At 57.1% G+C, this 25,090-nt stretch carries 22 protein-coding genes and 1 tRNA gene; 21 read left to right on the forward strand and 2 right to left on the reverse strand.

Translation table 11 applies throughout. The annotated features are described in order from the left end of the window. The first annotated feature begins 2 nt into the window (after positions 1–2). The 8 genes from flgK to secF all read left to right on the forward strand — a co-directional run bounded on the left by flgK (position 3) and on the right by secF (position 8,975). A complete protein-coding gene (flgK, locus tag EHN06_RS09155) occupies positions 3–2,033 on the forward strand; it encodes a flagellar hook-associated protein FlgK (protein WP_127332187.1) in 2,031 nt (676 codons plus the stop codon). Positions 2,034–2,047: 14 nt separating this feature from the next. Further along, the gene (flgL, locus tag EHN06_RS09160; RefSeq protein ID WP_127332189.1) at positions 2,048–3,277 is read left to right on the forward strand and encodes a flagellar hook-associated protein FlgL; all 1,230 of its coding nucleotides are present in this window, start codon (positions 2,048–2,050) and stop codon (positions 3,275–3,277) included. 81 nt (positions 3,278–3,358) lie between these two features. After that, positions 3,359–3,445, forward strand: a tRNA-Leu gene (locus EHN06_RS09165). A gap of 41 nt (positions 3,446–3,486) precedes the next feature. Beyond that, positions 3,487–4,578, forward strand: a complete 1,092-nt coding sequence (gene queA, locus EHN06_RS09170) for a tRNA preQ1(34) S-adenosylmethionine ribosyltransferase-isomerase QueA (RefSeq protein ID WP_127332191.1) — start codon at positions 3,487–3,489, stop codon at positions 4,576–4,578. A 14-nt stretch (positions 4,579–4,592) separates the two neighbouring features. Further along, entirely contained in the window at positions 4,593–5,711 is a 1,119-nt protein-coding gene (gene tgt, locus EHN06_RS09175) for a tRNA guanosine(34) transglycosylase Tgt (protein WP_127334398.1), read from the forward strand. A gap of 64 nt (positions 5,712–5,775) precedes the next feature. Then, on the forward strand, positions 5,776–6,138 hold the full coding sequence (gene yajC / locus EHN06_RS09180) for a preprotein translocase subunit YajC (protein WP_127332193.1): 363 nt from the start codon (positions 5,776–5,778) through the stop codon (positions 6,136–6,138). A 19-nt stretch (positions 6,139–6,157) separates the two neighbouring features. Further along, positions 6,158–8,029 carry a protein translocase subunit SecD gene (gene secD, locus EHN06_RS09185; RefSeq protein WP_127332195.1) on the forward strand — a complete coding sequence of 624 codons (1,872 nt, stop codon included), beginning with the start codon at positions 6,158–6,160 and terminating at the stop codon, positions 8,027–8,029. Continuing rightward, on the forward strand, positions 8,022–8,975 hold the full coding sequence (gene secF, locus EHN06_RS09190; RefSeq protein WP_127332197.1) for a protein translocase subunit SecF: 954 nt from the start codon (positions 8,022–8,024) through the stop codon (positions 8,973–8,975). The genes secD and secF overlap by 8 nt, the downstream gene beginning before the upstream one ends. Before the next feature lie 197 nt (positions 8,976–9,172). On the opposite strand, the gene EHN06_RS09195 is transcribed toward secF, so the two are convergent. Beyond that, positions 9,173–9,973: an inositol monophosphatase family protein gene (locus tag EHN06_RS09195; protein ID WP_127332199.1), complete on the reverse strand. Its 801-nt coding sequence runs from the start codon at positions 9,971–9,973 to the stop codon at positions 9,173–9,175. A 182-nt stretch (positions 9,974–10,155) separates the two neighbouring features. On the opposite strand from EHN06_RS09195, the gene trmJ reads away from it, so the two are divergent. The 13 genes from trmJ to der all read left to right on the forward strand — a co-directional run bounded on the left by trmJ (position 10,156) and on the right by der (position 22,900). Continuing rightward, positions 10,156–11,010 (forward strand): tRNA (cytosine(32)/uridine(32)-2'-O)-methyltransferase TrmJ, encoded by an 855-nt coding sequence (gene trmJ, locus EHN06_RS09200; protein ID WP_127332201.1) that lies wholly within the window; start codon positions 10,156–10,158, stop codon positions 11,008–11,010. 5 nt (positions 11,011–11,015) lie between these two features. Beyond that, positions 11,016–11,798 carry a serine O-acetyltransferase gene (gene cysE / locus EHN06_RS09205; protein WP_127332203.1) on the forward strand — a complete coding sequence of 261 codons (783 nt, stop codon included), beginning with the start codon at positions 11,016–11,018 and terminating at the stop codon, positions 11,796–11,798. A 77-nt stretch (positions 11,799–11,875) separates the two neighbouring features. After that, positions 11,876–12,373 (forward strand): Fe-S cluster assembly transcriptional regulator IscR, encoded by a 498-nt coding sequence (iscR, locus tag EHN06_RS09210; RefSeq protein ID WP_127332205.1) that lies wholly within the window; start codon positions 11,876–11,878, stop codon positions 12,371–12,373. Positions 12,374–12,395: 22 nt separating this feature from the next. Further along, the gene (locus tag EHN06_RS09215) at positions 12,396–13,544 is read left to right on the forward strand and encodes an IscS subfamily cysteine desulfurase (RefSeq protein ID WP_127332207.1); all 1,149 of its coding nucleotides are present in this window, start codon (positions 12,396–12,398) and stop codon (positions 13,542–13,544) included. Between the two features lie 70 nt (positions 13,545–13,614). Next, positions 13,615–14,043, forward strand: a complete 429-nt coding sequence (gene ndk / locus EHN06_RS09220; RefSeq protein WP_127332209.1) for a nucleoside-diphosphate kinase — start codon at positions 13,615–13,617, stop codon at positions 14,041–14,043. 63 nt (positions 14,044–14,106) lie between these two features. After that, on the forward strand, positions 14,107–15,219 hold the full coding sequence (gene rlmN / locus EHN06_RS09225; RefSeq protein ID WP_127332211.1) for a 23S rRNA (adenine(2503)-C(2))-methyltransferase RlmN: 1,113 nt from the start codon (positions 14,107–14,109) through the stop codon (positions 15,217–15,219). A 76-nt stretch (positions 15,220–15,295) separates the two neighbouring features. Then, positions 15,296–16,063: a type IV pilus biogenesis/stability protein PilW gene (gene pilW / locus EHN06_RS09230; RefSeq protein WP_206075779.1), complete on the forward strand. Its 768-nt coding sequence runs from the start codon at positions 15,296–15,298 to the stop codon at positions 16,061–16,063. Continuing rightward, positions 16,056–17,066, forward strand: a complete 1,011-nt coding sequence (locus tag EHN06_RS09235; RefSeq protein WP_127332213.1) for a RodZ domain-containing protein — start codon at positions 16,056–16,058, stop codon at positions 17,064–17,066. The genes pilW and EHN06_RS09235 overlap by 8 nt, the downstream gene beginning before the upstream one ends. A 34-nt stretch (positions 17,067–17,100) precedes the next feature. Next, entirely contained in the window at positions 17,101–18,219 is a 1,119-nt protein-coding gene (ispG, locus tag EHN06_RS09240; RefSeq protein WP_127332215.1) for a flavodoxin-dependent (E)-4-hydroxy-3-methylbut-2-enyl-diphosphate synthase, read from the forward strand. A gap of 43 nt (positions 18,220–18,262) precedes the next feature. Then, positions 18,263–19,543 (forward strand): histidine--tRNA ligase, encoded by a 1,281-nt coding sequence (gene hisS / locus EHN06_RS09245; protein WP_127332217.1) that lies wholly within the window; start codon positions 18,263–18,265, stop codon positions 19,541–19,543. A 48-nt stretch (positions 19,544–19,591) separates the two neighbouring features. Continuing rightward, entirely contained in the window at positions 19,592–20,248 is a 657-nt protein-coding gene (locus tag EHN06_RS09250) for a YfgM family protein (RefSeq protein WP_127332219.1), read from the forward strand. Beyond that, positions 20,248–21,420 (forward strand): outer membrane protein assembly factor BamB, encoded by a 1,173-nt coding sequence (bamB, locus tag EHN06_RS09255; protein WP_127332221.1) that lies wholly within the window; start codon positions 20,248–20,250, stop codon positions 21,418–21,420. Before EHN06_RS09250 ends, bamB begins: the two co-directional genes overlap by 1 nt. Before the next feature lie 55 nt (positions 21,421–21,475). Further along, on the forward strand, positions 21,476–22,900 hold the full coding sequence (gene der / locus EHN06_RS09260) for a ribosome biogenesis GTPase Der (RefSeq protein WP_127332223.1): 1,425 nt from the start codon (positions 21,476–21,478) through the stop codon (positions 22,898–22,900). A gap of 15 nt (positions 22,901–22,915) precedes the next feature. Here the strand turns inward: der and pta are convergent, their stop codons facing one another. Then, a complete protein-coding gene (gene pta, locus EHN06_RS09265; protein ID WP_127332225.1) occupies positions 22,916–25,069 on the reverse strand; it encodes a phosphate acetyltransferase in 2,154 nt (717 codons plus the stop codon). Between the last annotated feature and the right edge of the window lie 21 nt (positions 25,070–25,090).

A 25,090-nucleotide genomic window follows, 5' to 3' on the forward strand; every position in this document is an offset into this window, starting at 1 on the left:
TTATGGCAGGGCTGATTAATATTGGTCTGACAGGCATCCTTAGCCACCAGGCGGCGCTGAATACCACTGGTAACAACATCACCAACGCCAACACGCCGGGGTACAGTCGGCAGGAAGTCCAGTTTGACACCCAGCCGGGGCAGCAAACCGGGGCCGGCACTATCGGCAGTGGGGTCAGCATCTCCAACATCCGCCGGCTGGCCAATGAGTTCCTGGTCCAGCAAGTGCGTGAAGACACCACACTGAACGGTGAGCAGCAAACGCTGAATTCCGAGCTGTCCCGCCTGGACAACCTGCTTGGCGGAGAGACCACCGGACTCAGTAGCGCCCTGAACAATTTCTTTGCCAGCCTGCAGAACGCGGCGGAAGATCCGGCCTCGTTGCCGCAACGCCAGCTTGTGCTGAGCGAGGCTCAGCAGGTTGCGAACCGGTTCCAGGCTTTGAACCAGGAGTTCATTCAGCAGCGCGAGTCTGTGAAAACCCAGATGCAACAGGGCGTGAAGGACGCCAACACGCTGTTGAAGAGTATCGCCGAGCTGAACCTGGCTATTTCCGAGTCCCCGGGGCTTGCCCAGGGCAAGATGCCCAATGAATTGCTCGATAAGCGCGACGAGGCGCTCAGGGAGCTGTCGAACCTGGTCGGTATCAAGGTGACCCAGGCCGAGGGCAGTCAGGTCAATGTGGCATTGAACAATGGCCTGGCCCTGGTGGTTGGCAGCAATGCCGCCGAGTTCGGTACCCGTGAGAGTGCTTCCGAGCCAACGTCGCTGGAATTTACCCTGACTAATGGTGGTCGCACCCTGGCGGTGGACGAGCAGATCAACGGGGGCAAGCTTGGCGGGTTACGCCGCTTTGAGGCTGAGGCGCTGAGGCCGGCATTTGATGAATTGGGCCGTGTCGCTATTGCCCTCGCGGATACCATGAACCACCAGCACGAGATTGGTCTGGATCTGGAAGGCGAGCTGGGTGGTCTGTTCTTTACCGACATCAACAACATTGCGGCACAGCAAGGCCGGGTGGTGGCGAATGCCAATAACCTGCCGCCCAAGGATGCGCAACTGGCCGTCGAAATTACCGATAGCTCCCTGCTGGAATCGGGAAGCTGGTCCCTCCAGTTCAGTGGAGATGGCCGCAGTTACGAACTGATCGAAAGCGAAACGGGAAAGATCGTGAATCAGGGGCGGCTGCCGGACCCGGTGAATTCCGAGATCTCCATGCCCGGGTTCAACATCCGCATCGAAGGTGGCACCTTTAACGCTGGCGACAAGTATCTGATTCAGCCAACGCGACACGCCGCCGCCAACTTTGACCTTGAAGTGGAGCGGGAAGAAGACCTGGCTTTCGCCAGCCCCGTTCGTGCCGAGTCAGATCTGGGCAACAGCGGTACGGCGCAGATCAATCAGGGCAAGATGCTGAATGTCCGTAATCCGTTCACCAACGCCTTGCTACCCGGTTTCCGCACTGAAGGGAAGCTGACAAACGGACCACTGGAAGTCCAGTTCGAGGACGATGGTGCCGGGAATCTGGTGTTCAGCGTGTTCGACAACAACGGTGGCGAGATCATTGCCGATAAGCCATACCAGGAAGGGATTTCCAACAAGCTGTTCAGTGAAGACCCCAGTGACGGCGCGGAGTACCAGGGCTTCCAGTTTGAGATTTCCGGCAATCCCGAAGTGGGTGACGTGTTCACCATCGATTTCAACCAGAACGGTGTGTCCGACAACCGCAATGCCGAGTTCCTGGCCGCGTTGGGCACCGCCAACACGATGAATAACGGTACCCAGAGTTTCACCGAGGGCTACGCCGGAGTGGTGGAGGCTGTCGGTGTCAAAACCCGCCAGAGTCAGCTCGACAAGGATGCCAGCCAGACCTTGTTGGAGCAGTCCACCAATCAGCGGGAATCGGTGTCGGGCGTTAACCTCGACGAGGAAGCCGGTAAGCTCATTCAGTACCAGGCTGCCTATAACGCCTCGGCCCAGGTCATGAGTGTGGCTCAGGATTTGTTTACGACGCTGTTGCAGAGTTTCCGGTAACAGGGGGAGGTGAGATGATCAGAATATCGTCACAGCAGGTTTTCTCGGGTGGCATTAACCGCCTCCAGGATCTTAACGTTGGGCTGAACAAAACCTCGGAGCAAGTATCCACCGGCAAGCGGGTGAACCGGCCTTCCGATGATCCTGTGGCTGCGGCTCGCATTCTCAAGCTTGATCAGGAGCTTGCGCGTGTGGATACCTATCAGCGCAATGCCCAGCTTGCAGACAATCGCCTCAAGCAGGAAGAGAGCGCCCTGGCCAGTTCCATTGACGTGATTCAGCGGGTGAGGGAACTGACGGTGCAAGCCGGGAACGGTACACTGAGCCCGAATGACCGCGCCTCCATCGCGTCGGAATTGAAGGAGCGTCTGGGTCAGCTGGCCACGATTGCCAATACCAAAGACGCCTCCGGTGAATATATCTTCAGCGGTTTTCAGGGCAATCAACAGGCGTTTACCAAGAACGTGTCTGGTGATTGGGTGTATCGCGGAGATGAAGGCCAACGTGTGCTGGAAATTGATGATGGCGTCACCGTACCGATCAGCGATCACGGTAAAGGCATCTACGTGGATGTGCAGGCTGCCGAGCCGACCTTCTTTGCGGAGGCATCGTCATCCAATACCTCCGGAGCAAGAATCAGCTCCGGAATGGTGGTGGACCGGGCGGAATTCGACCTGGTGTATCCGGACGATATCTCGATCTCCATGGTTGATGACGGTGCGGGCGGTCTAGAGGTGCAGGCCTTTAACCGGCGTACCAACGATCCTCTGGTTGTGGATCCCCCGGCGTATACCAGTGGCGGGAGTTTTGAGGTGGCCGGTGCCCAGGTGGAGATCTTTGATGCTGCCATCGGTGATGAGTTCACGTTGAAGACCGCTCAGAAACAGTCGGTGTTTACCTCCATTGAGAAACTGATCTATGGCCTGGAGAACATCGATAAGTCGGCACCTGGTGGCCAGGATGCCTACGATGACCTGATTGCCAATTCGCTGATCAACCTGGATAACGCCCAGGAAAGCATTATCAAGAAGCAGACCGAACTCGGTGGGCGAATGAACGCGGTGGAGTCTACCCAGGATTTCCTGGCGGATTCTTCAGTCTACAGTAATGAAATCCGCTCCCAACTGCAGGATGTGGATTATGCCGAAGCGATCAGTAATCTGAGTTTCCAGAGCTTTGTCTTGCAGGCCGCGCAGCAGTCATTTGCCCAGGTTTCACGGCTGTCACTGTTCGACCGTTTGTAAAAAGCTAGCCGGTACAAGGAAGTCCGGCGCTTGTTATTGCTTTCAGAGCAAACCTCAGTATAATCCCCACCACTCTCCGATGGCGGCGTGGTGAAATTGGTAGACACGACGGATTCAAAATCCGTTGGGGTAAAACCCGTGGCGGTTCGAGTCCGCCCGCCGCTACCACTTACAAGCCGCTCGATGCGGTGTCGTGAACAGTCCATTCGATGAACGTCTCCGATTTCCACTTTGATCTGCCGGATGAACTTATTGCCCGGTATCCGCTCAAAGAGCGCAGTGCCTCCCGTCTGTTGAGCCTGAACGGCTTGTCCGGGGCTATTGAGCACCTTCAGTTCACTAACTTACCCGACCTGCTCCAGCCCGGGGACTTACTGGTCTTCAATGATACGCGAGTGATTCCCGCGCGCCTGTTCGGTCGCAAGGAAACTGGCGGTCAGGTGGAAGTGCTGGTCGAGCGGGTACTGGGTGAACACGAAATTCTGGCTCATGTGAGGGCGTCCAAGGCGTTGAAGCCTGGTCAGAAAGTCCTGCTTGAAGACGACACTGTGCTACGAATGACAGGGCGGGACGATGCGCTGTTTCACCTGTTCTGTGACAGCGATGAGGCGGTGCTGGATGTATTGGAGCGCATCGGTCACATGCCGTTGCCTCCCTATGTGGATCGTCCCGATGAGTCTTCGGATCGTGAGCGTTACCAGACAGTGTACGCCCGGGAGGCGGGCGCAGTGGCAGCTCCGACGGCAGGGCTCCACTTTGACGAACCCATGCTGGAGCGCCTGAAAGCCCAGGGTGTGGATGTTGCCTGGGTAACTCTTCACGTGGGCGCTGGCACGTTCCAGCCGGTGCGTGTGGATCGTATAGAAGACCATGTGATGCACAGTGAAGTGGCCCATGTGCCGGAGCAGACTGTTGAAGCCGTCAACCGTACCCGTGCCCGTGGCGGTCGGGTGGTGGCTGTGGGCACGACTTCGGTACGGTCGCTCGAATCGGCCACCCGTGGTGGGGTACTACGGCCATTCCGTGGTGAAACGGACATCTTTATTCATCCGGGGTACCGTTTTCAGGCCGTGGATGCCATGGTCACCAATTTCCATTTGCCGGAGTCCACGCTGATTATGCTGGTCAGCGCATTTGCCGGATACAACAATGTCATGGCTGCCTACGCCGAAGCTGTGCGGGAGAAATACCGTTTCTTCAGCTATGGCGATGCCATGTTTATTACGGGCCAGGAGCCCAGCCTGGGTATGCTGAAAGGGCATGCCGGGGATGCCAGTCAGGAAAGCGGAGTGAAATCGTGAGCCAGTCCTGCTTCATGTCGTTTGAAAAGCTCGGCGAAGACGGCCGTGCCCGCCGGGGCCGATTGACGTTTCCGCGTGGAACCATTGAGACGCCGGCGTTCATGCCGGTTGGAACCTACGGTACCGTCAAGGGAATGTTGCCCAGGGATATCAAGGAGATCGGGGCCGAGATCATTCTTGGTAATACCTTTCACCTGATGCACCGGCCTGGTACCGAGGTGGTGAAAGCCCATGGAGACCTCCATGATTTTACCCAGTGGCACGGCCCGATCCTGACGGATTCCGGTGGGTTCCAGGTTTTCAGTCTCGGTGAAATGCGCAAGATCACGGAGGAGGGGGTGACCTTCCGTTCACCGGTTGACGGCTCACCGGTCAAGCTCAATCCCGAGATCGCGATGCAGGTCCAGCGCGACCTGGGATCGGATATTGTGATGATCTTCGATGAGTGCACGCCGTACCCCGCCACAGAAAAGGAGGCGCGGGAATCCATGGAGATGTCCCTGCGCTGGGCCGAGCGGAGCAAGCAGGCCCATGAGGGAAATCCGGCGGCACTGTTCGGCATCGTTCAGGGTGGTATGTACGAGTCGCTGCGGGATCGGTCCCTGGACGGACTGACCGGCATCGGTTTTGACGGTTACGCCATCGGTGGCCTGTCAGTCGGTGAGCCCAAGGAAGATATGATTCGCATCCTGGATCACCTGCCGCCGCGTATGCCGGAGGACAAACCCCGTTATCTGATGGGGGTGGGGCGCCCGGAGGATATCGTCGAGGCGGTTCGTCGGGGCGTAGACATGTTTGACTGCGTCATGCCGACACGGAACGCCCGTAATGGTTACCTGTTTACTTCCACCGGCATCGTAAAGATCCGTAATGCGAAGAACCGGCACGATACCGGTCCCCTGGACGAGCGCTGCGACTGTTACACCTGCCAGAACTTTTCGAGAAGTTATCTGCATCATCTCGATAAGTGCGGAGAAATGCTTGGTTCTCAGTTGAATACGATCCACAACCTGAGGTTCTACCAGAACCTGATGGCTGGATTGCGTGGCGCAATTGAAGCAGGTACATTGTCGGACTTTATCAGCGACTTCTACGCCCGCCGGGGTGAGACGGTTCCGCCGCTGGCGGACTGACGACCTTCATTAATGCAGGCCGAATTCACATTTGAACAGTTATCTGAAACGACGGAGATATTGAATGAAATCGATCAAGCTGCTTGTTGCCGCACTCATCGCCATCATGCCTTCACTGGCGCTGGCTCAGGATCCAGGTGCCCCGGGCATGGGCGTTATGGGGCAGGTTATCTTCTTTGCCGGCTTCATCCTGATTTTCTACTTCCTCATCTGGCGTCCGCAGTCCAAGCGTGCAAAAGAGCACAAGGCCCTGATGTCCGGCCTGAACAAGGGTGATGAAGTGGTTACCTCCGGCGGTGTTGCCGGTCGTATCACCAAGGTGACTGACGACTTTATTGTGGTTGAAGTTGCTGACAACGTTGAGATCAAGGTTCAGAAAGTGGCGGTCGCTGCTGCCCTGCCTAAAGGCACCCTGAAAGATATCTGAGCTGGCTAATAGGAACCCCATGCTGAACAAGTACCCGCTCTGGAAAAACCTGATTATCCTGATCGCCCTGGTGATCGGGTTTGTCTATGCATTACCCAACCTGTTTCCTGACGATCACGCCGTACAGATCACCGGTGCAAGGAGCAGTACCGAGATCAATGAACGGATACTCGACCGTGCGGTTGAGGCCCTCCAGTCTGAAGGGATTGAGATAAAAAGCAGCGGTCTGCAGGAACGCAACGGGTTGATCCGGGTACTGAATGGCGACGATCAGCTCAAGGCGCGCCCGATTGTGCAGAACGCGCTGGGCAGGGATTATCTGGTGGCCCTGAATATGGCGCCCTCCACTCCGGACTGGTTACGCAGCCTCGGGGCAGGCCCGATGAAGCTGGGCCTGGACCTCCGTGGCGGTGTTCACTTCCTGCTGGAAGTGGATATGGAAACCGCGGTGGAGCAGCGTCTTGAAGCCTTGTCGGGGCAGATCAAGCGAGAGCTTCGGGAGGAACGAATTCGCTACCGTGGTGGTGACCTCGAAGGTCGGGAGATCATTCTGAGCTTCCGTGACGAGAGTGCCCGCAGCGAAGCCTTTGACCTGGTTCGTGATCAGTACAACCAGTTCCTGCTGGACGAACAGACCGATGGTGACGAGTTCAAGCTGGTTCTATCCCTGTCTGAGCAGACAGTAAAGGAGATTCAGGACTATGCGCTGGAGCAGAACCTGACGACCATCCGCAACCGTGTCAACGAACTGGGTGTGGCCGAGCCTCTGGTTCAGCGTCAGGGTGCGGATCGTATCATCGTGGAGCTGCCAGGGGTTCAGGATACCGCGCAGGCGAAACGTGTTCTGGGGGCGACTGCCAATCTGGAATTCCGTCTGGAGGCAAGGCAGGATGCACCGGCTTCCGAAACCGAAGTCTTCCCGTTTCGTGATCAGCCCCAGCGTACTGCTCGTCTCGAGCGGGAAATTATCGTAACCGGTAACAATGTATCCAATGCCCAGCAGGCGTTTGATGAAAATGGTCAACCGCAGGTAAACATCACCATGGATTCGGTGGGCGGTGACCTGATGAATCGGGCAACGCGCAATGCGATCAAGCGTCGGATGGCGGTTCTGTTTATTGAATATCGCACCGAGACTGAAGAAAAAGTGGTCGATGGTGAGGTCCAGACAGTAGAGAACCGGGTCGTTGAGAAGGGCATTATCAGTCTCGCAACGATTCAGTCCGCTCTCGGCAGCAGTTTCCGCATCACCGGTCTGGATTCCATTCCTGAGGCATCGGAACTTGCCCTGCTGCTGCGGGCAGGTTCTCTGGCGGCCCCGATGTATTTTGTGCAGGAGCGGACAATTGGTCCGAGCCTCGGTCAGAAGAATATCGACGCCGGCATGATGTCCGTTGCGTTGGGTTTTGCGCTGGTATTGATCTACATGGCGATCTACTACCGGGGCTTTGGCCTGATCGCCAACGTTGCTCTCACTCTTAACCTGATGATGCTGATTGCCTGCATGTCGATCCTGTCCGCGACACTGACGCTGCCGGGCATTGCCGGTATTGTCCTGACGGTTGGTATGGCGGTGGATGCCAACGTGCTGATCTTCGAGCGCATCAGGGAAGAGCTGAAAACCGGGGTGCCCCCGCAGTCTGCGATTAACGCCGGTTACTCCCGGGCCTTTGTGTCCATCGTCGATGCCAACATCACGACGCTGCTGGTGGCGGTTATCCTGTTTGCCATGGGCTCTGGCCCGGTGAAAGGCTTCGCTGTCACTCTGTCTCTGGGGATTCTCACGTCGATGTTCTCGGGATTGATGGTCAGTCGCGGCATCGTGAATTTCGTATACGGTGGTCGCAAGATTCGGAAGTTGTCGATCGGGGGGAAGCTGGCTAATGTCTGATACACAGAAGCAGCCTATTGATTTTATGGGGGCACGGAAGATTGCTTCCGTTGTCTCCATTACACTGATTATTATCTCTATCGCTCTCCTGGCCACCCGTGGGCTGAACCTGGGCATGGACTTTACCGGAGGCACGTCGGTTGAGCTGGAGTATCAGCAGGCACCGGCACTGGCTGATGTCCGGAGCCAGTTGACAGAGGCCGGCTACAGCAATTTCGTGGTGCAGAACTTTGGTGCCGACACCACGGTGCTGATCCGGATGCGGGAATCCGGAAACGACAAGCTTGGCCGGGAAGTGGTTAGTGCTTTGACCAGTGGCGGCGCCGAGCTTGAGCTTGTCAGCTCGGAGTTCGTCGGCTCACAGGTTGGTGAGGAACTGAGAGAGGACAGCGGGCTGGGCTTGTTGATTGCGCTTGCCGTGGTGCTCATTTATGTCGGCATGCGTTTCCAGTTCAAGTTCGGGATTGCCTCTGTATTACCGCTGGCTCATGATGTTCTCATCGTGCTGGGCGTCTTTTCCCTGTTCCAGTGGACGTTTGATCTGTCGGTGCTGGCGGCATTGCTTGCGGTGATCGGCTACTCGCTGAACGACACCATCGTGGTGGCGGACCGTATCCGGGAGAACTTCCGCAAGCTGAGGGAGGGGGATTCCTGGTATATCATCAACGAGTCCATCCATCAGACCATCAGCCGTACCATTAACACCTCTGGTACCACGTTGGTGGTGTTGCTGGCGCTGTACTTCTTTGGCGGGGAAGCTATCAACAACTTCTCCATTGCCCTGATGATCGGCGTGGTTGTTGGTACGTACTCATCCATCTACGTATCCGCCAATATGCTGATGGCCCTGAACATATCTCGTGAAGACCTGATGGTGCCCGCGAAGGAAGGGGTTGTTGGCGAGGAAGAGGAAGAGCAGCCGCCGGAGTGGCTCAACCGTATGTAAAGGCCGCTCAACTGTTGTCGGATTACGGCTTCGCCTAATCCGACCTACGGTAGGGGTGGCCAGTCCAGTAGGTTGGATTAGGCCCAAAGGGCCGCAATCCAACAACAGGCAGCCAGTACCGGGGTCCATCTCCCACAAAAAAGCCGCAGCCAATACAGGCTGCGGCTTTTTTGGTTGTGGCTGAAGTCCGCCAGAGGCTAGCGGGGCAGTCGTCCACGAAACGGGTGAAGGACTTTCAGCACTTCCCGGAACAGCTTCGGGTTGGCGACGACCAGTTGGCGAGCCTTTCCGGTAGACGGGTTACCGGAGAAGTCACCGGTCAGGGCGCCGGATTCCATGGCGAGGGTGACGCCAATGTCCAGGTCTGCTGCTTCCGGTTTGAAAATGATGGCAGCGTCCAGGTGCCCTGCGGAAACCCGTGCAATGTCCAGTGCCACGCATCCGGAGGTGCGGAACATGCTGGATTCCCTGGCGATTACGGAGGCCATTTCACCCCAGAGCAGGGGATCATCGCCGGTGCGGGCCTGGTCCAGGAGGTTGCTGCAAACGGCAGACTGCTGGGTATGCTTGATGTCGCTGGTGCGTACCCGACGGCTGTTCAGCGCGGCACCGTGGCCACGGCTGGCGGAGTATTCCTCTCCGGTAATCGGGTTGATCAGCAATAGATTTTCCGCCCGGTTGTTCTTTTTCTGGACCAGTGCCAGAGCAAAGTCCGGAATGCCGCGAAGAAAATTGTCACGACCCAGGAGCGGGAATATGTGCCAGCTCTTTTCGCTGCCGTTAGCGTCGGATTCGCCCATGGGCGCGATGGTATGGTCTTTGTAGGCTTTTTCGAGCTGTTCCGTGAAATTGTCATAAATGGACGTTTCAACACGCTCCAGTTGACCGCGACGGTCGGATTCGTCCTTGCCGCTGGGTTCCTGGCGCTCGAAATGTGCTTTCAGATAGTCAGACCCCTGACGCGCTACGCGCAGAGCCATTTTAATTGCTGGTTGCATCTGAGTGATCATTATCCGGGTGTGTGAAGGTCGCGTATCATAGCAAAATAAAGCCCGCTTGTACGTTTTTTGCCTCAGCAATGTCACGGATAGCGCAGGGTTTCGGGAAGTCCGAAGAGGCAAGGCGGTGAGAAAATCTGCTATCATTGCCAACCCCAAGCCATTGATAGAGACCATTTCCCATGCATAAGCCTGCACTTCCTCAGGAAGGCACCGACACATCTCAGGATCAGATTCGGATTGTCCTGGTGGAAACCTCCCACTCGGGGAACATCGGGGCGGTGGCGCGTGCCATGAAAAATATGGGGCTGGGCAACCTCTGGCTGGTCAATCCGGCTTCCTTTCCCGACGAGGCATCTTACGCGCGGTCTTCCGGAGCGTCCGATGTGCTTGATAATGCCCATGTGGTGTCGTCACTGGATGAGGCCATTGCCGATTGCGTGCTGGTGATGGGTACCAGTGCCCGGGGGCGGAAGGTGCCCTGGCCGGTGATTGCGCCGCCTGATGCGGCCGCCAAGGCTTCGGAGCATGCACCGGCAGGCCCGGTTGCGCTGGTGTTTGGCCGCGAGAATCATGGGCTCAGCAACGATGAGCTGCAGCGCTGTCACTTCCATATCCATATTCCGTCCAATCCGGAATACAGCTCCCTGAATCTGGCGATGGCCGTTCAGGTTGTCTGCTACGAATTGCGCATGCATTACCTGCGAGGACTTGAAGGAGGTGAGGGTAGCCCATACCTAAAAGCCATGACTGCACCGGGTGATGCTGGCTGGGATGTGCCTCCCGCACCGGTGAACGATGTGGAAGGTTTTTTCAGGCACCTTGAACAGGTGCTCGTCGATATCGAGTTCCACCGCCGGGAGAACCCGCGTCAATTGATGACCCGTTTGCGTCGACTGTTTCAGAGGGCCAGACTGGATCAGATGGAAATTAATATTCTCAGGGGTATTTTGACGGCGGTGCAGAAATCGTCGGCAGGTAACGCGTCCTCCGGGATCGCTTCAAAGGCCGATGAAGCCGCCACTGGCCAGGAATAAAAATCATGTTTGAACGATTAAGGGAAGATATTGGCAGCGTGTTCCATCGGGACCCTGCCGCGAGAAATACTTTCGAGGTGCTGACCAATTACCCTGGGCTGCATGCGCTTCTTTTTCACCGGCTTTCTCACTGGTTGTGGAATCTGGGGCTGAAATGGCTGGCCCGTACCATCTCGACCATTGCTCGCTGGCTCACGGGGGTTGAAATTCACCCGGGGGCGACGATTGGCCGTCGGTTCTTTATTGACCATGGAATGGGGGTGGTGATCGGGGAGACGGCCGTCATTGGTGATGATGTCACCCTGTATCAGGGCGTGACCCTGGGTGGAACCAGCTGGAATAAAGGCAAGCGACACCCCACGATCGGAAACGGCGTGGTGGTGGGTGCCGGGGCCAAGATTCTCGGACCCTTCGAGGTAGGTGCAGGCGCCAAAGTGGGGTCAAACTCGGTGGTCACCAAGGCGGTTCCCGAGGGCGCCACGGTTGTCGGCATTCCCGGCCGGATCATTGTGAAACGTAAGCCCGAAGAGGAAGGCGACGATGTGCGCCGTAAGGAAATGGAAGAGCGTATGGGCTTCGACGCCTATGGTGTAACCGAAGAGATGCCGGACCCTGTCGCCCGTGCCATGCGCAGTTTGCTGGACCATATGCACGCTGTGGACGACCGTATTGAAAACATGTGCAAGGCGTTGCGAAAGGTTAACATTGAATACCAGAATGGTGAGTTGCCGCCGTTGCAGGAAGAGGATTTTGACTGTGTCCGGGAAGACCGGCCTGAGGATAAGTGAATACTTGACTGTTTTGGTGGGTCAATTCATACTCGGCGCTGTGAATTCTGATTCATTCCCTTGTCGGGGCTGAGACTATGAAGCTGACCACCAAAGGCCGCTATGCCGTGACGGCGATGCTGGATCTGGCCCTTCACGGGGATCAGGGGCCGGTCAGTCTTGCGGATATATCAGCCCGGCAGGAAATCTCCCTCTCGTATCTTGAACAGCTGTTTTCCCGTCTGCGCAGGCACAAGCTGGTTGTCAGTATCCGGGGGCCAGGTGGAGGTTATCGCCTGAGCCGCGGTGCCGACTCCGTGTTCATCGCCGAGGTGGTTGATGCGGTCAGCGAGTCCCTGGACACAACGCGGTGTGGGAACAAAGGCGATTGCCAGAATGGCGAGAAGTGCCTGACTCACCACCTGTGGTCGGACCTGAGCGATCAGATCCACCAATTCCTCAGTGAGATCAGTCTTGCTGACCTGATGAAAAAACGGGAAATCCAGATGGTGGCGGATCGACAGGATCGCCGTCAGTCGGATGCTGACTCCCAGACGATCAACACCGAGCGCCTGACAGAGCAGACGCCGGCCTGAACCCAATTAATCTGATACCACTATGAAGAAGCCCGTCTATCTGGATTACGCGGCGACGACGCCCGTTGATCCCGCTGTTGCTGAAGAAATGGTCAAATGTCTGACCCTGGATGGCGTATTCGGAAATCCCGCCTCCCGTTCCCACGCCTACGGCTGGCAGGCCGAAGCCGCCGTTGAAAATGCCCGTAAACAGGTCGCCGGACTGATCCATGCGGACCCCCGGGAAATTGTATGGACCTCCGGGGCGACGGAGTCTGACAATCTTGCCATCAAGGGCGCGGTGGCCGGGAAATCCGGCGCCCATGTCATTACGTCGATGATCGAGCATAAAGCGGTACTGGATACCTGCAAGTGGCTTGAGGGGCAGGGCGTTGAGGTGACCTGGCTGAAGCCACAGCCGGACGGCCGCATTGCCCCGGCGCAGGTTGAGGAGGCCATCCGGCCGGAAACCGTACTCGTCAGCCTCATGATGGTGAACAACGAGCTTGGTTGTGTAACTGACATAGCGGCCATCGGGGGGTTGTTGCGTCAGCGCGGGATACTGTTCCATGTGGATGCGGCCCAGGCCGCCGGAAAGATGCCGGTGGATGTCTCGGAAATGCCGGTGGATCTGTTGTCGCTGTCCGGTCACAAGGTCTATGGCCCCAAAGGTGTGGGGGCGTTGTATGTCCGTCGCTCACCGGACGTGAAAATTGAAGCCCAGATCCACGGTGGCGGACACGAGAGGGGAATGCGCTCCGGAACCTTGCCGACCCATCAGATCGTTGGCATGGGCAGTGCGTTTGCTCTGGCCGCCGATCTGCTGGATGACGATATGGCAAGGCTGGAGGCCTTGAGGTCCCGTTTCCTGGAAGGGCTTTCCTCTCTGGAGGGCGTGTCTTTCAATGGCAGCGGCGAAGCGCGGGTGCCGGGAATCATGAATCTATCGTTTGCCGGTGTTGACGCGGAGTCCCTGATGCTTGGCTTGCGGGAACTGGCCGTGTCCTCAGGATCGGCCTGCGCGTCGGCGACCATCGAGCCCTCGTTTGTACTCCGTGGCATCGGTCTGGATGATGAGCAGGCCCACCGCGCCCTGCGTTTCTCGCTCGGGCGCTTCACCACTGAAGAAGAAGTGGACTTTGCGACGTCACAAATCATTGAAGTTGTTGGGCGTCTCCGTTCCGTGCGGTAGGCAGTAGCCTCCGGACTGCGTATAATCCCAACCCTGAATTTTTAACCTGAACCCATACTGGAGAAATGACATGGCAAACGAGCGCACGCTCTCGATTATCAAGCCCGACGCGGTTGCAAAGAACGTGATCGGTGAAATCTACACCCGTTTTGAGAAGGCCGGTCTCAACATCATTGCCGCCAAGATGATGCACCTGACCCAGGAGCAGGCTGAGGGCTTCTACGCCGAGCACAAAGAACGTCCTTTCTTCAACGACCTGGTTGCCTTCATGACATCCGGTCCGGCTGTGGTTCAGGTTCTGGAAGGCGAAGGCGCCATCCTGAAGAACCGCGACCTGATGGGCGCGACCAACCCGAAAGAAGCCGAAGCCGGCACCATCCGTGCTGACTTCGCGACGTCCATTGACGCAAATGCCGTACACGGTTCCGACTCTGCCGCTTCCGCAGAGCGCGAAATCGCGTACTTTTTCAATGACAGCGAAATCTGCCCGCGCGGTTGATTCTGCTGCCGAAGCGGGGGAGATTCCCCCGTTTCGGATTGGTTATCTGATCGAGGTTATGAAATGACTGCGGCCGCTGAAAAAACCAACCTGCTGGGGATGCCGAAAGCCAAGATGGAGGCTTTCTTTGAAACCCTGGGGGAGAAGCGTTTCCGTGCCACCCAGGTGTTGCAGTGGATTCACCAGCGTGGCGCTGATGACTTCGATCAAATGACCAATATGAGCAAGGTCCTGCGGGAAAAGCTCAAGGAAGTGGCTGAGATTCGCGGGCCGGAGGTGGTTTACGATGAAACCTCCAAAGACGGAACCCGCAAATGGGTCATGCGCATGGACAATGGCAACAGCGTTGAAACCGTGCTCATTCCCGATGGCGAGCGCGGCACCCTGTGCGTGTCTTCCCAGATCGGTTGCAGCCTGGACTGTACCTTTTGCTCAACCGGTAAACGTGGTTTCAACCGTAACCTGACCGCTGCCGAAATCATTGGACAGGTGTGGGTTGCCAGAAAGGCCTTCATGCCCTTCGAGCCGGGTCCTGACCGACCCATCACCAACGTGGTGATGATGGGCATGGGGGAGCCGCTGTTGAACTTCGACAACGTTGTCGATGCAATGAACCTGATGATGGAAGACCTGGCTTACGGGATATCCAAGCGTCGGGTGACCGTCAGCACCTCTGGTGTGGTGCCTGCCCTTGATCGCCTGGGGGAAGTTACGGATGTTTCACTGGCCATTTCGCTCCATGCCCCTAATGATGAGCTGCGTAACCAGCTGGTGCCATTAAATAAAAAGTACCCGATCGCGGAATTGCTGGCAGCGACAAAGCGGTACCTGGCCCGGTTACCGGACAAGCGCAAAGCCACTATTGAGTACACGGTGATCGAAGGAGTGAATGATCAGCCTGAGCACGCCCGTGAACTGGCGAAGATTCTTCGCGGTCTGCCCTGCAAGATCAACCTCATTCCGTTCAATCCGTTCCCCGAGAGTGACTTTCGCCGCCCGAAAATGTCAGCTACCCGGCGCTTTCAGAACATCCTGAACGAAGCTGGTTATATCTCGACCGTGCGCACCACCCGCGGGGACGATATTGACGCCGCGTGCGGCCAGTTGGTGGGGCAGGTTGAGGATCGGACCAAGCGGAGCCAGCGCTACATAGCCGTTCAGCAGGTTAACCCCTGATTGTATTGAATCGAACTGACAACGTGAGGAATACAGAGCCGTGGCATTTACTCCAGTGAATCGTGTCCGAGCAGTGATGACCGTTGTACTGGTGATGTTCCTTGTCTCGGGTTGTGTCACGGTTTCTGACAGTCGTTTTTCCCGGGAAGAGGATCGCGACAAAGCGGTTCACAACTATGTTCAGCTCGCAACGGCGTACATTGGTCAGGGCAATCTCGAGCGTGCAAGAAAGCATTTGGACCGGGCCCTTGAACTGTCACCGGATAACGCCGGGGCGCTCTCAGCCATGGCGCTACTACAGAACAGTGACGGTGAGTCAAAACTGGCTGAAGAATCGTTCCGTAAAGCGCTGTCCAGTGACCAGGATTACACGCGGGGACGGGTCTATTACGGAGCGTTCCTCTATGGTGAGCGGCGTTTCGGGGAAGCTCGTGATCAATTCCTGGCGGCGTCAAAAGATACCAAATATGAAGACAGGGCCTCAGTATTCTTTAACCTGGGGATGAGCGAAGAGCGCCTGGACAACAATGACGCTGCGGTGGCTGCCTACCGTCGATCAGTGGAATTGTCGAGAGGGGACGCAAAGTCCTTGCTGGCACTGTCCCGGACTCTGGTAAAGGAAGGCGATTATTCAGTTGCCTCTCGTTATTACGACCGCTTGATCAGGCTCATGCAACAGAATCCCAGGTACCGGCATTCTCCTGAAAGCCTGCTTACCGGAATCCGGATCGCCCGCTATTTTGATGAGCGGGATCGGGAATCCAGCCTTGCTCTCCAACTGAGGAACAACTTCCCGGAGTCAGTCGAATACCAACAATATAAGGTGCTGATTTCTAATGACTAGTGAAGAAAGCGCTCAACAACCCGTCGGTGAATCGGCCGGCAAGCTGCTCAGGCAGGGCAGGGAAAAGAAAGGGCTCAGTGTATCGGATGTTGCTGATGTGCAGCATCTTCGGCCCGCCGTTATTCAGGCAATAGAAGATGGCGATTATCAGCAGATTGACAGCGAACTGTTTCTGAAAGGCTACGTCAGGGCCTACGCAAAACAGGTGGGGCTGGAAGCCGACTCGGTGGTTGCGGTTCTCGACAAGGAACTGGAACCTCTCCGTCTCAAGAGGGCCCAGGCACTGGAAGCAAATCCGCTGGTCGATATCGAGCGCCGACGGCGGCAGAAACGGCGCATTGCGAAAATCCTGATTGTTTTGATTGCCTTGCTGGTGGCTGCCTACCTGGTGTTCCGCTTTATCGACGACGGCCCGGGAGACAGCGAAGCCACACCGAATGAGACGCAGGAAACCGGTGCCCTTCAGGAACCGGAGGAAGGGCCTGCTGTCGATAGTGAAACCGGAATCGCTAGCGGGGAACAGGACCAGTCAGCGCTGGAATCCGATGTCGGCGAGCCGGATGATGTGACTGCGATCGACGTTATCGAAGAGACGTCCGCTGTTTCGGAACCAGAGGCTTCCACAATCGAAACGCCGGTGACCGGAGTGGGTGATGCGGAATCTGTCGATGAGCCGGAGGAAGCCCGGGAACCTGTGGTGACCGGTACTGTTGATCCGGCGGTGGCAGAAAGCTCTCCGGAATCGGACGGGATTGATCGCGGTCGCCTCCAGGTCTCGTTTTCCAGTGACTGCTGGATTCGGGTTACCGACGCTGCGGGCATCAGGCTGGTGAGCTCCCTCCAGCGGGAGGGGGATCGCATAGATGTCTCAGGACAGATGCCACTGAACGTGGTGATTGGTGCTGTTAACGCGGTCGCCGACATCCGTTTTCAGGGCGAACCGATTGATTTGTCGGATTATCCGGTGGTGAATAACCGTGCCCAGTTCACGCTGGAAATCTGATATTACCGAACACACTAATGTTGGTTAACACGAGATGAAACAGGAATCTCCGATTAAAAGACGTCAATCCCGTCAGATCATGGTGGGTAATGTGCCGGTAGGTGGTGATGCGCCAATTGCTGTTCAAAGCATGACCAATACCAATACCTGCGATGTGGAGGCCACCGTTGGGCAGATCCAGGCATTGCAGGATGCCGGCGCGGATATCGTTCGGGTTTCTGTGCCCAGCATGGAAGCAGCCGAAGCGTTTGGGCAGATTCGCTCCCGCGTGTCCCTGCCGCTGGTGGCGGATATTCACTTCGATTACAAGATTGCCTTGAGGGTCGCCGAGCTTGGCGTTGATTGCCTGCGAATCAACCCCGGCAATATCGGTCGCGATGATCGGGTGAGCGCTGTCATCAGCGCCGCCCGGGACCACAATATCCCGATTCGCATCGGTGTTAATGCCGGCTCCCTGGAAAAGGCGTTGCAACGCAAGTACGGAGAGCCGACGCCGGATGCGCTGGTGGAATCCGCCATGCGTCATATTGACATCCTGGACCGTTACGATTTCCAGGACTTCAAGGTAAGCCTCAAAGCGTCTGAAGTATTTATGACGGTGGCTGCTTATCGCAAGATCGCTTCGCAGATTGAACAGCCGTTGCACCTTGGGATCACCGAAGCCGGTGGTTTCCGTTCCGGTACGGTCAAATCTTCCATTGGTCTTGGGATGCTGCTGATGGATGGCATTGGTGACACGATTCGTGTTTCCCTGGCGGCTGATCCGGTGCAGGAAATAAAAGTTGGCTACGACATTCTGAAAAGTCTCCGCCTGCGTAGCCACGGCATCAATTTTATTGCCTGTCCTAGCTGCTCCCGCCAGAACTTCGATGTTATCCAGACCATGAATGACCTGGAAGCCCGCCTGGAGGATGTGAATACCTCCATGGATGTGGCCATCATCGGTTGTATTGTAAATGGTCCCGGTGAAGCAAAGGTGGCGGATATCGGTTTGACGGGTGGTAGCCCCAAGAACCTGTTTTATATGGATGGCAAGCCTAACCAGAAGCTGGATAACTCGACCCTGACGGAGGATCTTGAGCGTCTGATCCGCGAGGAGGTCGCCCGTCGCAAGGAACAGGAAGACGCGATTATCGCGCGATCCGGTGAATAATCGGCTGCCGTCCCATTCAATGATTCGAGATTAAGGGTTTAACTTGGCTAAGATTCAGGCAATTCGCGGGATGAACGATATCCTGCCGGATCAGACCCCCGTTTGGCAGTTTGTTGAAGGCAAGGTCCGTGAGGTTCTTTCCGGGTATGGCTACCAGGAAATCCGTATGCCCATCGTGGAGCAGACGGAACTTTTCAAGCGTTCCATTGGTGAAGTAACAGATATCGTCGAAAAGGAAATGTACACCTTTGAGGATCGCAATGGCGACAGCCTGACGCTTCGTCCCGAAGGTACCGCCGGCTGTGTGCGTGCGGCGGAAGAGCACGGTCTGCTTTTCAACCAGACTCGCCGGCTCTGGTATACCGGCCCGATGTTTCGCCATGAGCGTCCCCAGAAGGGGCGCTATCGTCAGTTTCACCAGATTGGGGTGGAATGCTTCGGAATGAGTGGCCCGGATATTGATGCCGAGCTGCTGATCCTGACCGCGCGACTCTGGAAAGAGCTGGGCCTGGACGCTCACACCCGGCTGGAAATTAATTCCATTGGCACCTCGGCTGCCCGCAGGGAATATCGTGAAGCCCTGGTCGGCTATCTCTCCGGATATTATGACCAGCTTGATGCTGACAGCCAGCGTCGCCTTGAGAGCAACCCTTTACGAATACTGGACAGCAAGAACCCGGATACCCAGAAGCTTCTGGAAGAAGCTCCGAAACTGGATGACTACCTGGATGAGGAATCCCTGGAGCACTTCCGTCGTCTGCGGGAGCTGTTGGATGCAGCCGGCATTGCGTACACCGTAAATCCACGACTCGTTCGTGGTCTGGACTATTACGGCAAGACAGTCTTTGAGTGGATTACCGACAGTCTGGGCGCGCAAGGCACTGTCTGTGCCGGCGGTCGTTATGACGGCCTGGTTGAGCAGCTGGGCGGAAAGCCAACCGTTGCGGTCGGCTTTGCAATGGGGCTTGAGCGGTTGATCCTGCTGTTGGAAACCCTGGAGCTGATACCCGACCACGTCAACGCCAATGCCGATGTCTACGTGACCGCCATGGGAGATCAGGCAGTTCCGGTGGCGCTGGGACTGTCAGAATCCCTGAGGGCTGCCCTGCCAGGCAAGATTATTGTCACCCACTGCGGCGGTGGTAGCTTCAAAAGTCAGATGAAGAAAGCCGATCGTAGCGGGGCCCGTTATGCGGTTATTCTTGGCGAGAATGAAATTACGAACGGCACCGTTGGCCTGAAGCCACTTCGTTCCGATGAAGGACAGCAGGAACTGGAACAGGCCGAACTTGCCAATACACTGGATAAATTGCTGGGCGCCTGATCGGCGTATCCGGGCGAACCTACAAAAACGCTGACTACAGGAGTCATCATGGCCGAAATGCGTACCGAGGAAGAACAGATTCAGGCGATCAAGGACTGGTGGAAGAAGAACGGCAGTTCGCTTCTGATCGGTATCGGTGCAGCGCTGGCGATTGTATTTGGCTGGCAGGCCTGGCAGAACCACCAGACGCAGCAGCGTACTGAAGCCGCCAACCAGTTTGCTAACCTGCTGAACGCCTACAGCGATCAGTCTGATGAGCAGCGTGGTGAAACGGTGGCGTTTGTTGCAAGCACACTTCAGGAAGAGTTTTCCGACAGTGCCTATGCAATTTACGGCATGCTCATTCTTGCCCGTCAGCAACTGCTCGAAGACGGTGACACCGATGCCGCTATCGCCTCCCTGGAGTGGGCCAGCGAGAACGTAGAGGAGGGCAGTGGCCTGTCGTTTATTATCCGTAGTCGCCTGGCCCGGGCACAGTTTGCCGCGAAGGAGTACGACAAGGCGCTGAGTACCCTTGAGGGTGCCGGTGACAATGAGTCCTTTGCCGCCATTTATTCCGAGCTCAAGGGCGACATCCTGTTGGCCAAGGGCGACCGTGAAGGTGCCCGCGAAGCATACCTGGCGGCCAGGGAACAAAGCCGGCAGGGTCGTAGCGGTGTGCTGGACCTGAAGCTGTCCGACCTCGGTGTACAGGGGGGTGCCTGATGCCCGGCTTGTTTAGTGGGTCATCGCTTGCACGCCTGACTGCCCTGATGGTTTTGCCGTTGCTGATCGTGGGCTGCAGTACCAATGAGCCGTTTGAAGAACCGGCACCGGTGCCCGATATAGAGGGTAGCGTTGAGCTGAAGCGGGTGTGGACCATGGATGTGGGCGACGGCCATGGGGACCAGTTCCTCTACCTGACTCCGCTGAATACGGGCGAGCTGCTGTATGCCGCTTCGGCAAACGGCGAGGTGTATGCAGTCGAATCCGGTAATGGAAAGGTTGTCTGGTTCAAGGATCTGGATGCCCAGGTATTCGCCGGTGTTGGCGGTGACCGGGAACAGCTTTATCTGGTGACTCGTGATGCCAGCCTGATGGCCCTGTCCCGGGAAAACGGGGAGGTAATGTGGGAGGCCTCCCTGCCAAATGAGGTTCTGGCCACACCGCAGTCCAATGGTACGATTGTTGTCGTTCAGACGACGGACGGCAAGGTGTTGTCGTTTAATACGGAAACCGGCGAAAAAGCCTGGCAGTACGACAGTGTGGTGCCGGTCTTGTCCATGCGGGCTGCGGCTCCGCCGCTGGTTGGCAGCGAGCTGGTATTGGCCGGTTTTGCCAACGGCAGGTTAATGGCACTGGCCTCGGACAGTGGCCAGCCAGTCTGGCAATATGAAGTGGGGCAGCCGCAAGGTCGTACGGAACTCGAGCGCCTGGTGGACGTGACCAGTCAGCCGCTGATTCTGGAGAACGCAGCGCTGGTTGTTGGCTATCAGGGTAAGCTGGCGCTGGTGAACCTGCGCAACGGTGACGAAATCTGGAGTCGGGAGGCATCGAGTCTGCACTCTCCGATGATCGGCGCCGGTAACATCTACGTGTCGTCTGCGAATGGTGATATCAAGGCCTTTCGCGGCTCGGACCGTCGCGAATTGTGGACTCAGGACCGGCTGTCCTGGCGCCAGACTACCCAGCCGGTTGTCTATGATGACTATCTGCTTGTTGGTGACTTCGAGGGGTACATTCACATAATGTCCCTCGAAGACGGTTCATTGCAGGGGCAGTTGGAATTCGACGATGACGGACTACGCGTGCCAGCCCAGCGGCTGCGTAACGGTAATCTGCTGGTTTATGGAAATAGCGGTAAGATGACCGTTTTTGAACTCAAGGAACGCGACTGAGCGCGTCCTTCTCCGGGCCCATAAGGGCCCGGTCACTCTTTTGTAGCGAAACTATATGATTCCTGTAATCGCCCTCGTGGGCCGCCCCAATGTCGGTAAATCGACGCTTTTCAATCAGATGACGCGGTCCCGGGATGCGCTGGTTGCCGATTTCCCCGGGCTGACCCGCGACCGTAAATACGGTGAAGGCACCTATGAAGGCCAACGGTTTATCGTCATTGATACCGGCGGTCTGACCGGTGATGATGAGCAAGGGCTAGATGCGGAAATGGCGCGCCAGTCCCTTCAGGCGGTTGAGGAAGCGGACATTGTGCTGTTCCTGGTGGACGGCCGTGCTGGCCTCACCAGCGGTGATGAGGTGATTGCCAATCATCTCCGTAAGACCGGAAAGCGGGCGCACCTGGTCGTCAACAAAACCGACGGTCAGGACCCGGATATTGCCGCCGCTGATTTCTACAGTCTTGGTTTCGAGTCCACGTTCCTGATCGCCGCGTCCCATAACCGCGGCATTCGTTCGCTGCTGGAAAGCTTGCTGCCCTCTGCGGAAGAGATGGAAGAGCAGGATCGTGCCGAGCGCTATCCTGGCATCCGCATTGGTGTGGTCGGGCGCCCGAATGTGGGTAAGTCGACCCTGGTCAACCGCATGCTGGGCGAAGACCGTGTTGTGGTGTACGACATGCCGGGTACCACACGGGACAGTGTCTATATCCCTTACGAACGTCAGGGCAGTCAGTACACGCTGATCGATACCGCCGGGGTTCGCCGCCGCAAGAATGTCCGTGAAGTGGTCGAGAAGTTCTCCATTATCAAGACGCTGCAGGCCATCGAAGACGCCCACGTAGTGATTCTGGTCATTGACGCGCGGGAAGGGCTGGTGGACCAGGATCTGCACCTGATCGGGTTTGTGCTGGATGCGGGACGGTCACTGGTGATTGCGGTCAACAAATGGGATGGCATGGATCCGGAGGAGCGTGCCCGTGTGAAGGAGCAGGTCCGGCGTCGGCTCGACTTTCTCGACTATGCCGACAAGCACTACATCTCGGCGCTGCATGGTTCAGGTGTTGGCGTGATGTATGAGTCTGTGCAGGCCTGTTACGAATCGGCGATGGCAAAATGGCCGACCAACCGGCTCACCGCCATTCTTCAGGATGCCATTGCCCAGCATCAGCCGCCGATGGTGCAGGGCCGGCGCATCAAGTTGCGTTATGGGCACCAGGGGGGCTCGAATCCACCAGTGATTGTGGTCCACGGCAACCAGACGGATGCGCTTCCCGGCTCCTACAAGCGCTACCTGGAAAATACCTTCCGTAAGGTCCTTAATGTCACCGGGTCCCCGATCCGCTTTGAGTTCCGCTCCAGCGAGAACCCTTTCGCTGGCAAGGTTGACCGTCTGACACCGCGTCAGCGGGTCAAGAAAGACAACGACCTGAAAGCCGGCCGTCGTCCGAAGAAACAGCGAATGAAGAGCAAGAAACGGTAAACGATGGCGGGGCGGTCAAGCCAGCCCCGCACTCTTGACCTGCTTTGCCTGAACCGCCGTAATGGCAATGGTAAAGACAATGTCCTCCACCAACGCGCCCCGTGACAGGTCATTGACCGGCTTCCTGAGACCCTGAAGCATGGGGCCGATACTGACCACGTTCGCACTGCGTTGCACCGCCTTGTAGGTGGTATTGCCAGTGTTGAGATCCGGGAAGATAAACACCGTTGCGCGACCGGCTACCTTGCTGTCCGGTGCCTTGCTCCTGCCCACGCTGTCGATGGCCGCCGCGTCGTATTGCAGCGGGCCGTCGATCAGCAGGTCCGGGCGACGCTCCCGGGCAATGCGGGTCGCTTCCCTCACTTTCTCCACGTCCTGACCGCTGCCGGATTCTCCGGTGCTGTAACTGATCATCGCCACGACGGGCTCAATACCGAACGCTTCTGCTGACTGGGCACTCTGGATGGCAATGTCTGCCAGCTCCTCGGCATTCGGGTCCGGGTTGATGGCGCAGTCGCCATAGACCACGACCTGCTGGGGCAGCAACATGAAGAATACGGATGAAACTACCTTGGCCTCATCATGGGTCTTGATCAGCTGTAGGGCAGGGCGCACGGTGTTAGCGGTGGTGTGGACTGCACCTGACACCAATCCATCGGCTTCATCCATGGCCACCATCATGGTGCCAAGCACGACATTATCCTCAAGCATGGCTTCGGCCATATCGGGGGTGAGGCCCTTATGTTTGCGCAGTTCCACCATGGGTTGAATGTACTGGCCACGAACCTTGGCGGGATCGATGATCTCGATGTCCTCGGGCAGGCTCAGCCCCAGGGATTTTGCGACGTTTGCGACCTCGCCGGGGCTGCCAATAAGGGCGCACCGTGCCAGGCCTCGCTGGTGGCAGATGATCGCCGCCTGTACGGTTCTAGGCTCGTTCCCTTCCGGCAGGACAATGCGTTTCGCGGCGGCCCTTGCACGCTCGGACAACAGGTAGCGGAAGGCCGGGGGTGAAAGCCGGCTCTGGCGCTGAACCTTCAGGTGTTCCTGGAGCCAGTCGGTATCCACCCGGGTAGCAACGGCTTCCATCGCCTTCTCGATGCGATCGGGATCGTCAATCGGAATGGCGGCTGACAGGTTGGCCAGGCGGTGGGCGGTCTCGTAGGTATTGGTTTTCGCCCGCAGTACCGGAAGTCCGGTGTCCAGGGCCCTTCTACACAGATCAACCACCCGATTATCGGGCATCAGGTCGCCGGTGAGCATCAGCCCCGCCAGGGGAACGCCGTTCAGTGCCGCCACTGCAGTGGCCACGATAACGTCTTCCCGGTCACCCGGAGTGACCATCAGCGTGCCTGGTTTCAGGGTATCGATCATGTTCCTGATGGTACGTGCGCAAACCGATACCTTTTGTACCCTGCGTGACTGCATCTGGCCCTCATGCAGTACCGGTACCTGCAGTTCCCTGGCGATGTCCGACACCCGAACGGCCAGCAGCTCCGGTTGCCACGGGATGCAGGCCAGCAGGCGGAATCGCCCATTTGCAAACACCTTGCAGTCGTTCTGGAAATCAATGGGGGTGTTGGCAGCTTCCGAGTTGACCCTGGGTGTAAACTCCGATTTTTCGGGCTCGCCCACCTTGTTCAGGATGATGCCGATGACATCGGGGTCAGAAGGATTGGCAAACAGGCGTGAGGAGAAATCCAGTTCTTCGTCGAGCTCCTGTGCCGTTGAGTTCTTCGGAGTGCTCACCAGCACAACTTCCGACCCCAGGTTGCGTGCCAACTCGACGTTCAGCCGGGCGATGTAGGCTTCGCTCCGGTCCGGTACCAGGCCTTCAATGATCACGACATCAACGGTCTTGGCGACTTTCTGGTATTCGCCGACGACGGTTTCCATCAGTAGGTCGGCTTTGCCTTTGTTCAGTAACTGCTGCGCTTCTCTCAGGCTCATGGGATCCGGCGGTTCGAGATGGCTGCGTGCCCGCACAAAGGCCACCGAGGGATCCTTGCCAGCGTTATGCTGGGATTCTCCCTGATGAACTGACTGGCTGAAGGGCTTATAGAATCCGACGCTGACGCCCACTCGCTCCAGAGCCCTGAGAAGGCCAAGGCAGACGGAGGTCAGGCCTGAATCCATGGAGGTTGGCGCAATAAACAGGTTCTTTGCCATACAGGTATCCTTGCAGGTGAT

The sequence above is a fragment of the Marinobacter sp. NP-4(2019) genome (assembly GCF_003994855.1).
Taxonomy (GTDB): domain Bacteria; phylum Pseudomonadota; class Gammaproteobacteria; order Pseudomonadales; family Oleiphilaceae; genus Marinobacter.

Coding starts and splice junctions, on each gene's coding strand:
- flgK (WP_127332187.1), top strand. CDS start 3: ATGGCAGGGCTGATTAATATTGGTCTGACAGGCATCCTTAGCCACCAG.
- flgL (WP_127332189.1), top strand. CDS start 2,048: ATGATCAGAATATCGTCACAGCAGGTTTTCTCGGGTGGCATTAACCGC.
- queA (WP_127332191.1), top strand. CDS start 3,487: ATGAACGTCTCCGATTTCCACTTTGATCTGCCGGATGAACTTATTGCC.
- tgt (WP_127334398.1), top strand. CDS start 4,593: ATGTCGTTTGAAAAGCTCGGCGAAGACGGCCGTGCCCGCCGGGGCCGA.
- yajC (WP_127332193.1), top strand. CDS start 5,776: ATGAAATCGATCAAGCTGCTTGTTGCCGCACTCATCGCCATCATGCCT.
- secD (WP_127332195.1), top strand. CDS start 6,158: ATGCTGAACAAGTACCCGCTCTGGAAAAACCTGATTATCCTGATCGCC.
- secF (WP_127332197.1), top strand. CDS start 8,022: ATGTCTGATACACAGAAGCAGCCTATTGATTTTATGGGGGCACGGAAG.
- EHN06_RS09195 (WP_127332199.1), bottom strand. CDS start 9,973: ATGCAACCAGCAATTAAAATGGCTCTGCGCGTAGCGCGTCAGGGGTCT.
- trmJ (WP_127332201.1), top strand. CDS start 10,156: ATGCATAAGCCTGCACTTCCTCAGGAAGGCACCGACACATCTCAGGAT.
- cysE (WP_127332203.1), top strand. CDS start 11,016: ATGTTTGAACGATTAAGGGAAGATATTGGCAGCGTGTTCCATCGGGAC.
- iscR (WP_127332205.1), top strand. CDS start 11,876: ATGAAGCTGACCACCAAAGGCCGCTATGCCGTGACGGCGATGCTGGAT.
- EHN06_RS09215 (WP_127332207.1), top strand. CDS start 12,396: ATGAAGAAGCCCGTCTATCTGGATTACGCGGCGACGACGCCCGTTGAT.
- ndk (WP_127332209.1), top strand. CDS start 13,615: ATGGCAAACGAGCGCACGCTCTCGATTATCAAGCCCGACGCGGTTGCA.
- rlmN (WP_127332211.1), top strand. CDS start 14,107: ATGACTGCGGCCGCTGAAAAAACCAACCTGCTGGGGATGCCGAAAGCC.
- pilW (WP_206075779.1), top strand. CDS start 15,296: ATGACCGTTGTACTGGTGATGTTCCTTGTCTCGGGTTGTGTCACGGTT.
- EHN06_RS09235 (WP_127332213.1), top strand. CDS start 16,056: ATGACTAGTGAAGAAAGCGCTCAACAACCCGTCGGTGAATCGGCCGGC.
- ispG (WP_127332215.1), top strand. CDS start 17,101: ATGAAACAGGAATCTCCGATTAAAAGACGTCAATCCCGTCAGATCATG.
- EHN06_RS09250 (WP_127332219.1), top strand. CDS start 19,592: ATGGCCGAAATGCGTACCGAGGAAGAACAGATTCAGGCGATCAAGGAC.
- bamB (WP_127332221.1), top strand. CDS start 20,248: ATGCCCGGCTTGTTTAGTGGGTCATCGCTTGCACGCCTGACTGCCCTG.
- der (WP_127332223.1), top strand. CDS start 21,476: ATGATTCCTGTAATCGCCCTCGTGGGCCGCCCCAATGTCGGTAAATCG.
- pta (WP_127332225.1), bottom strand. CDS start 25,069: ATGGCAAAGAACCTGTTTATTGCGCCAACCTCCATGGATTCAGGCCTG.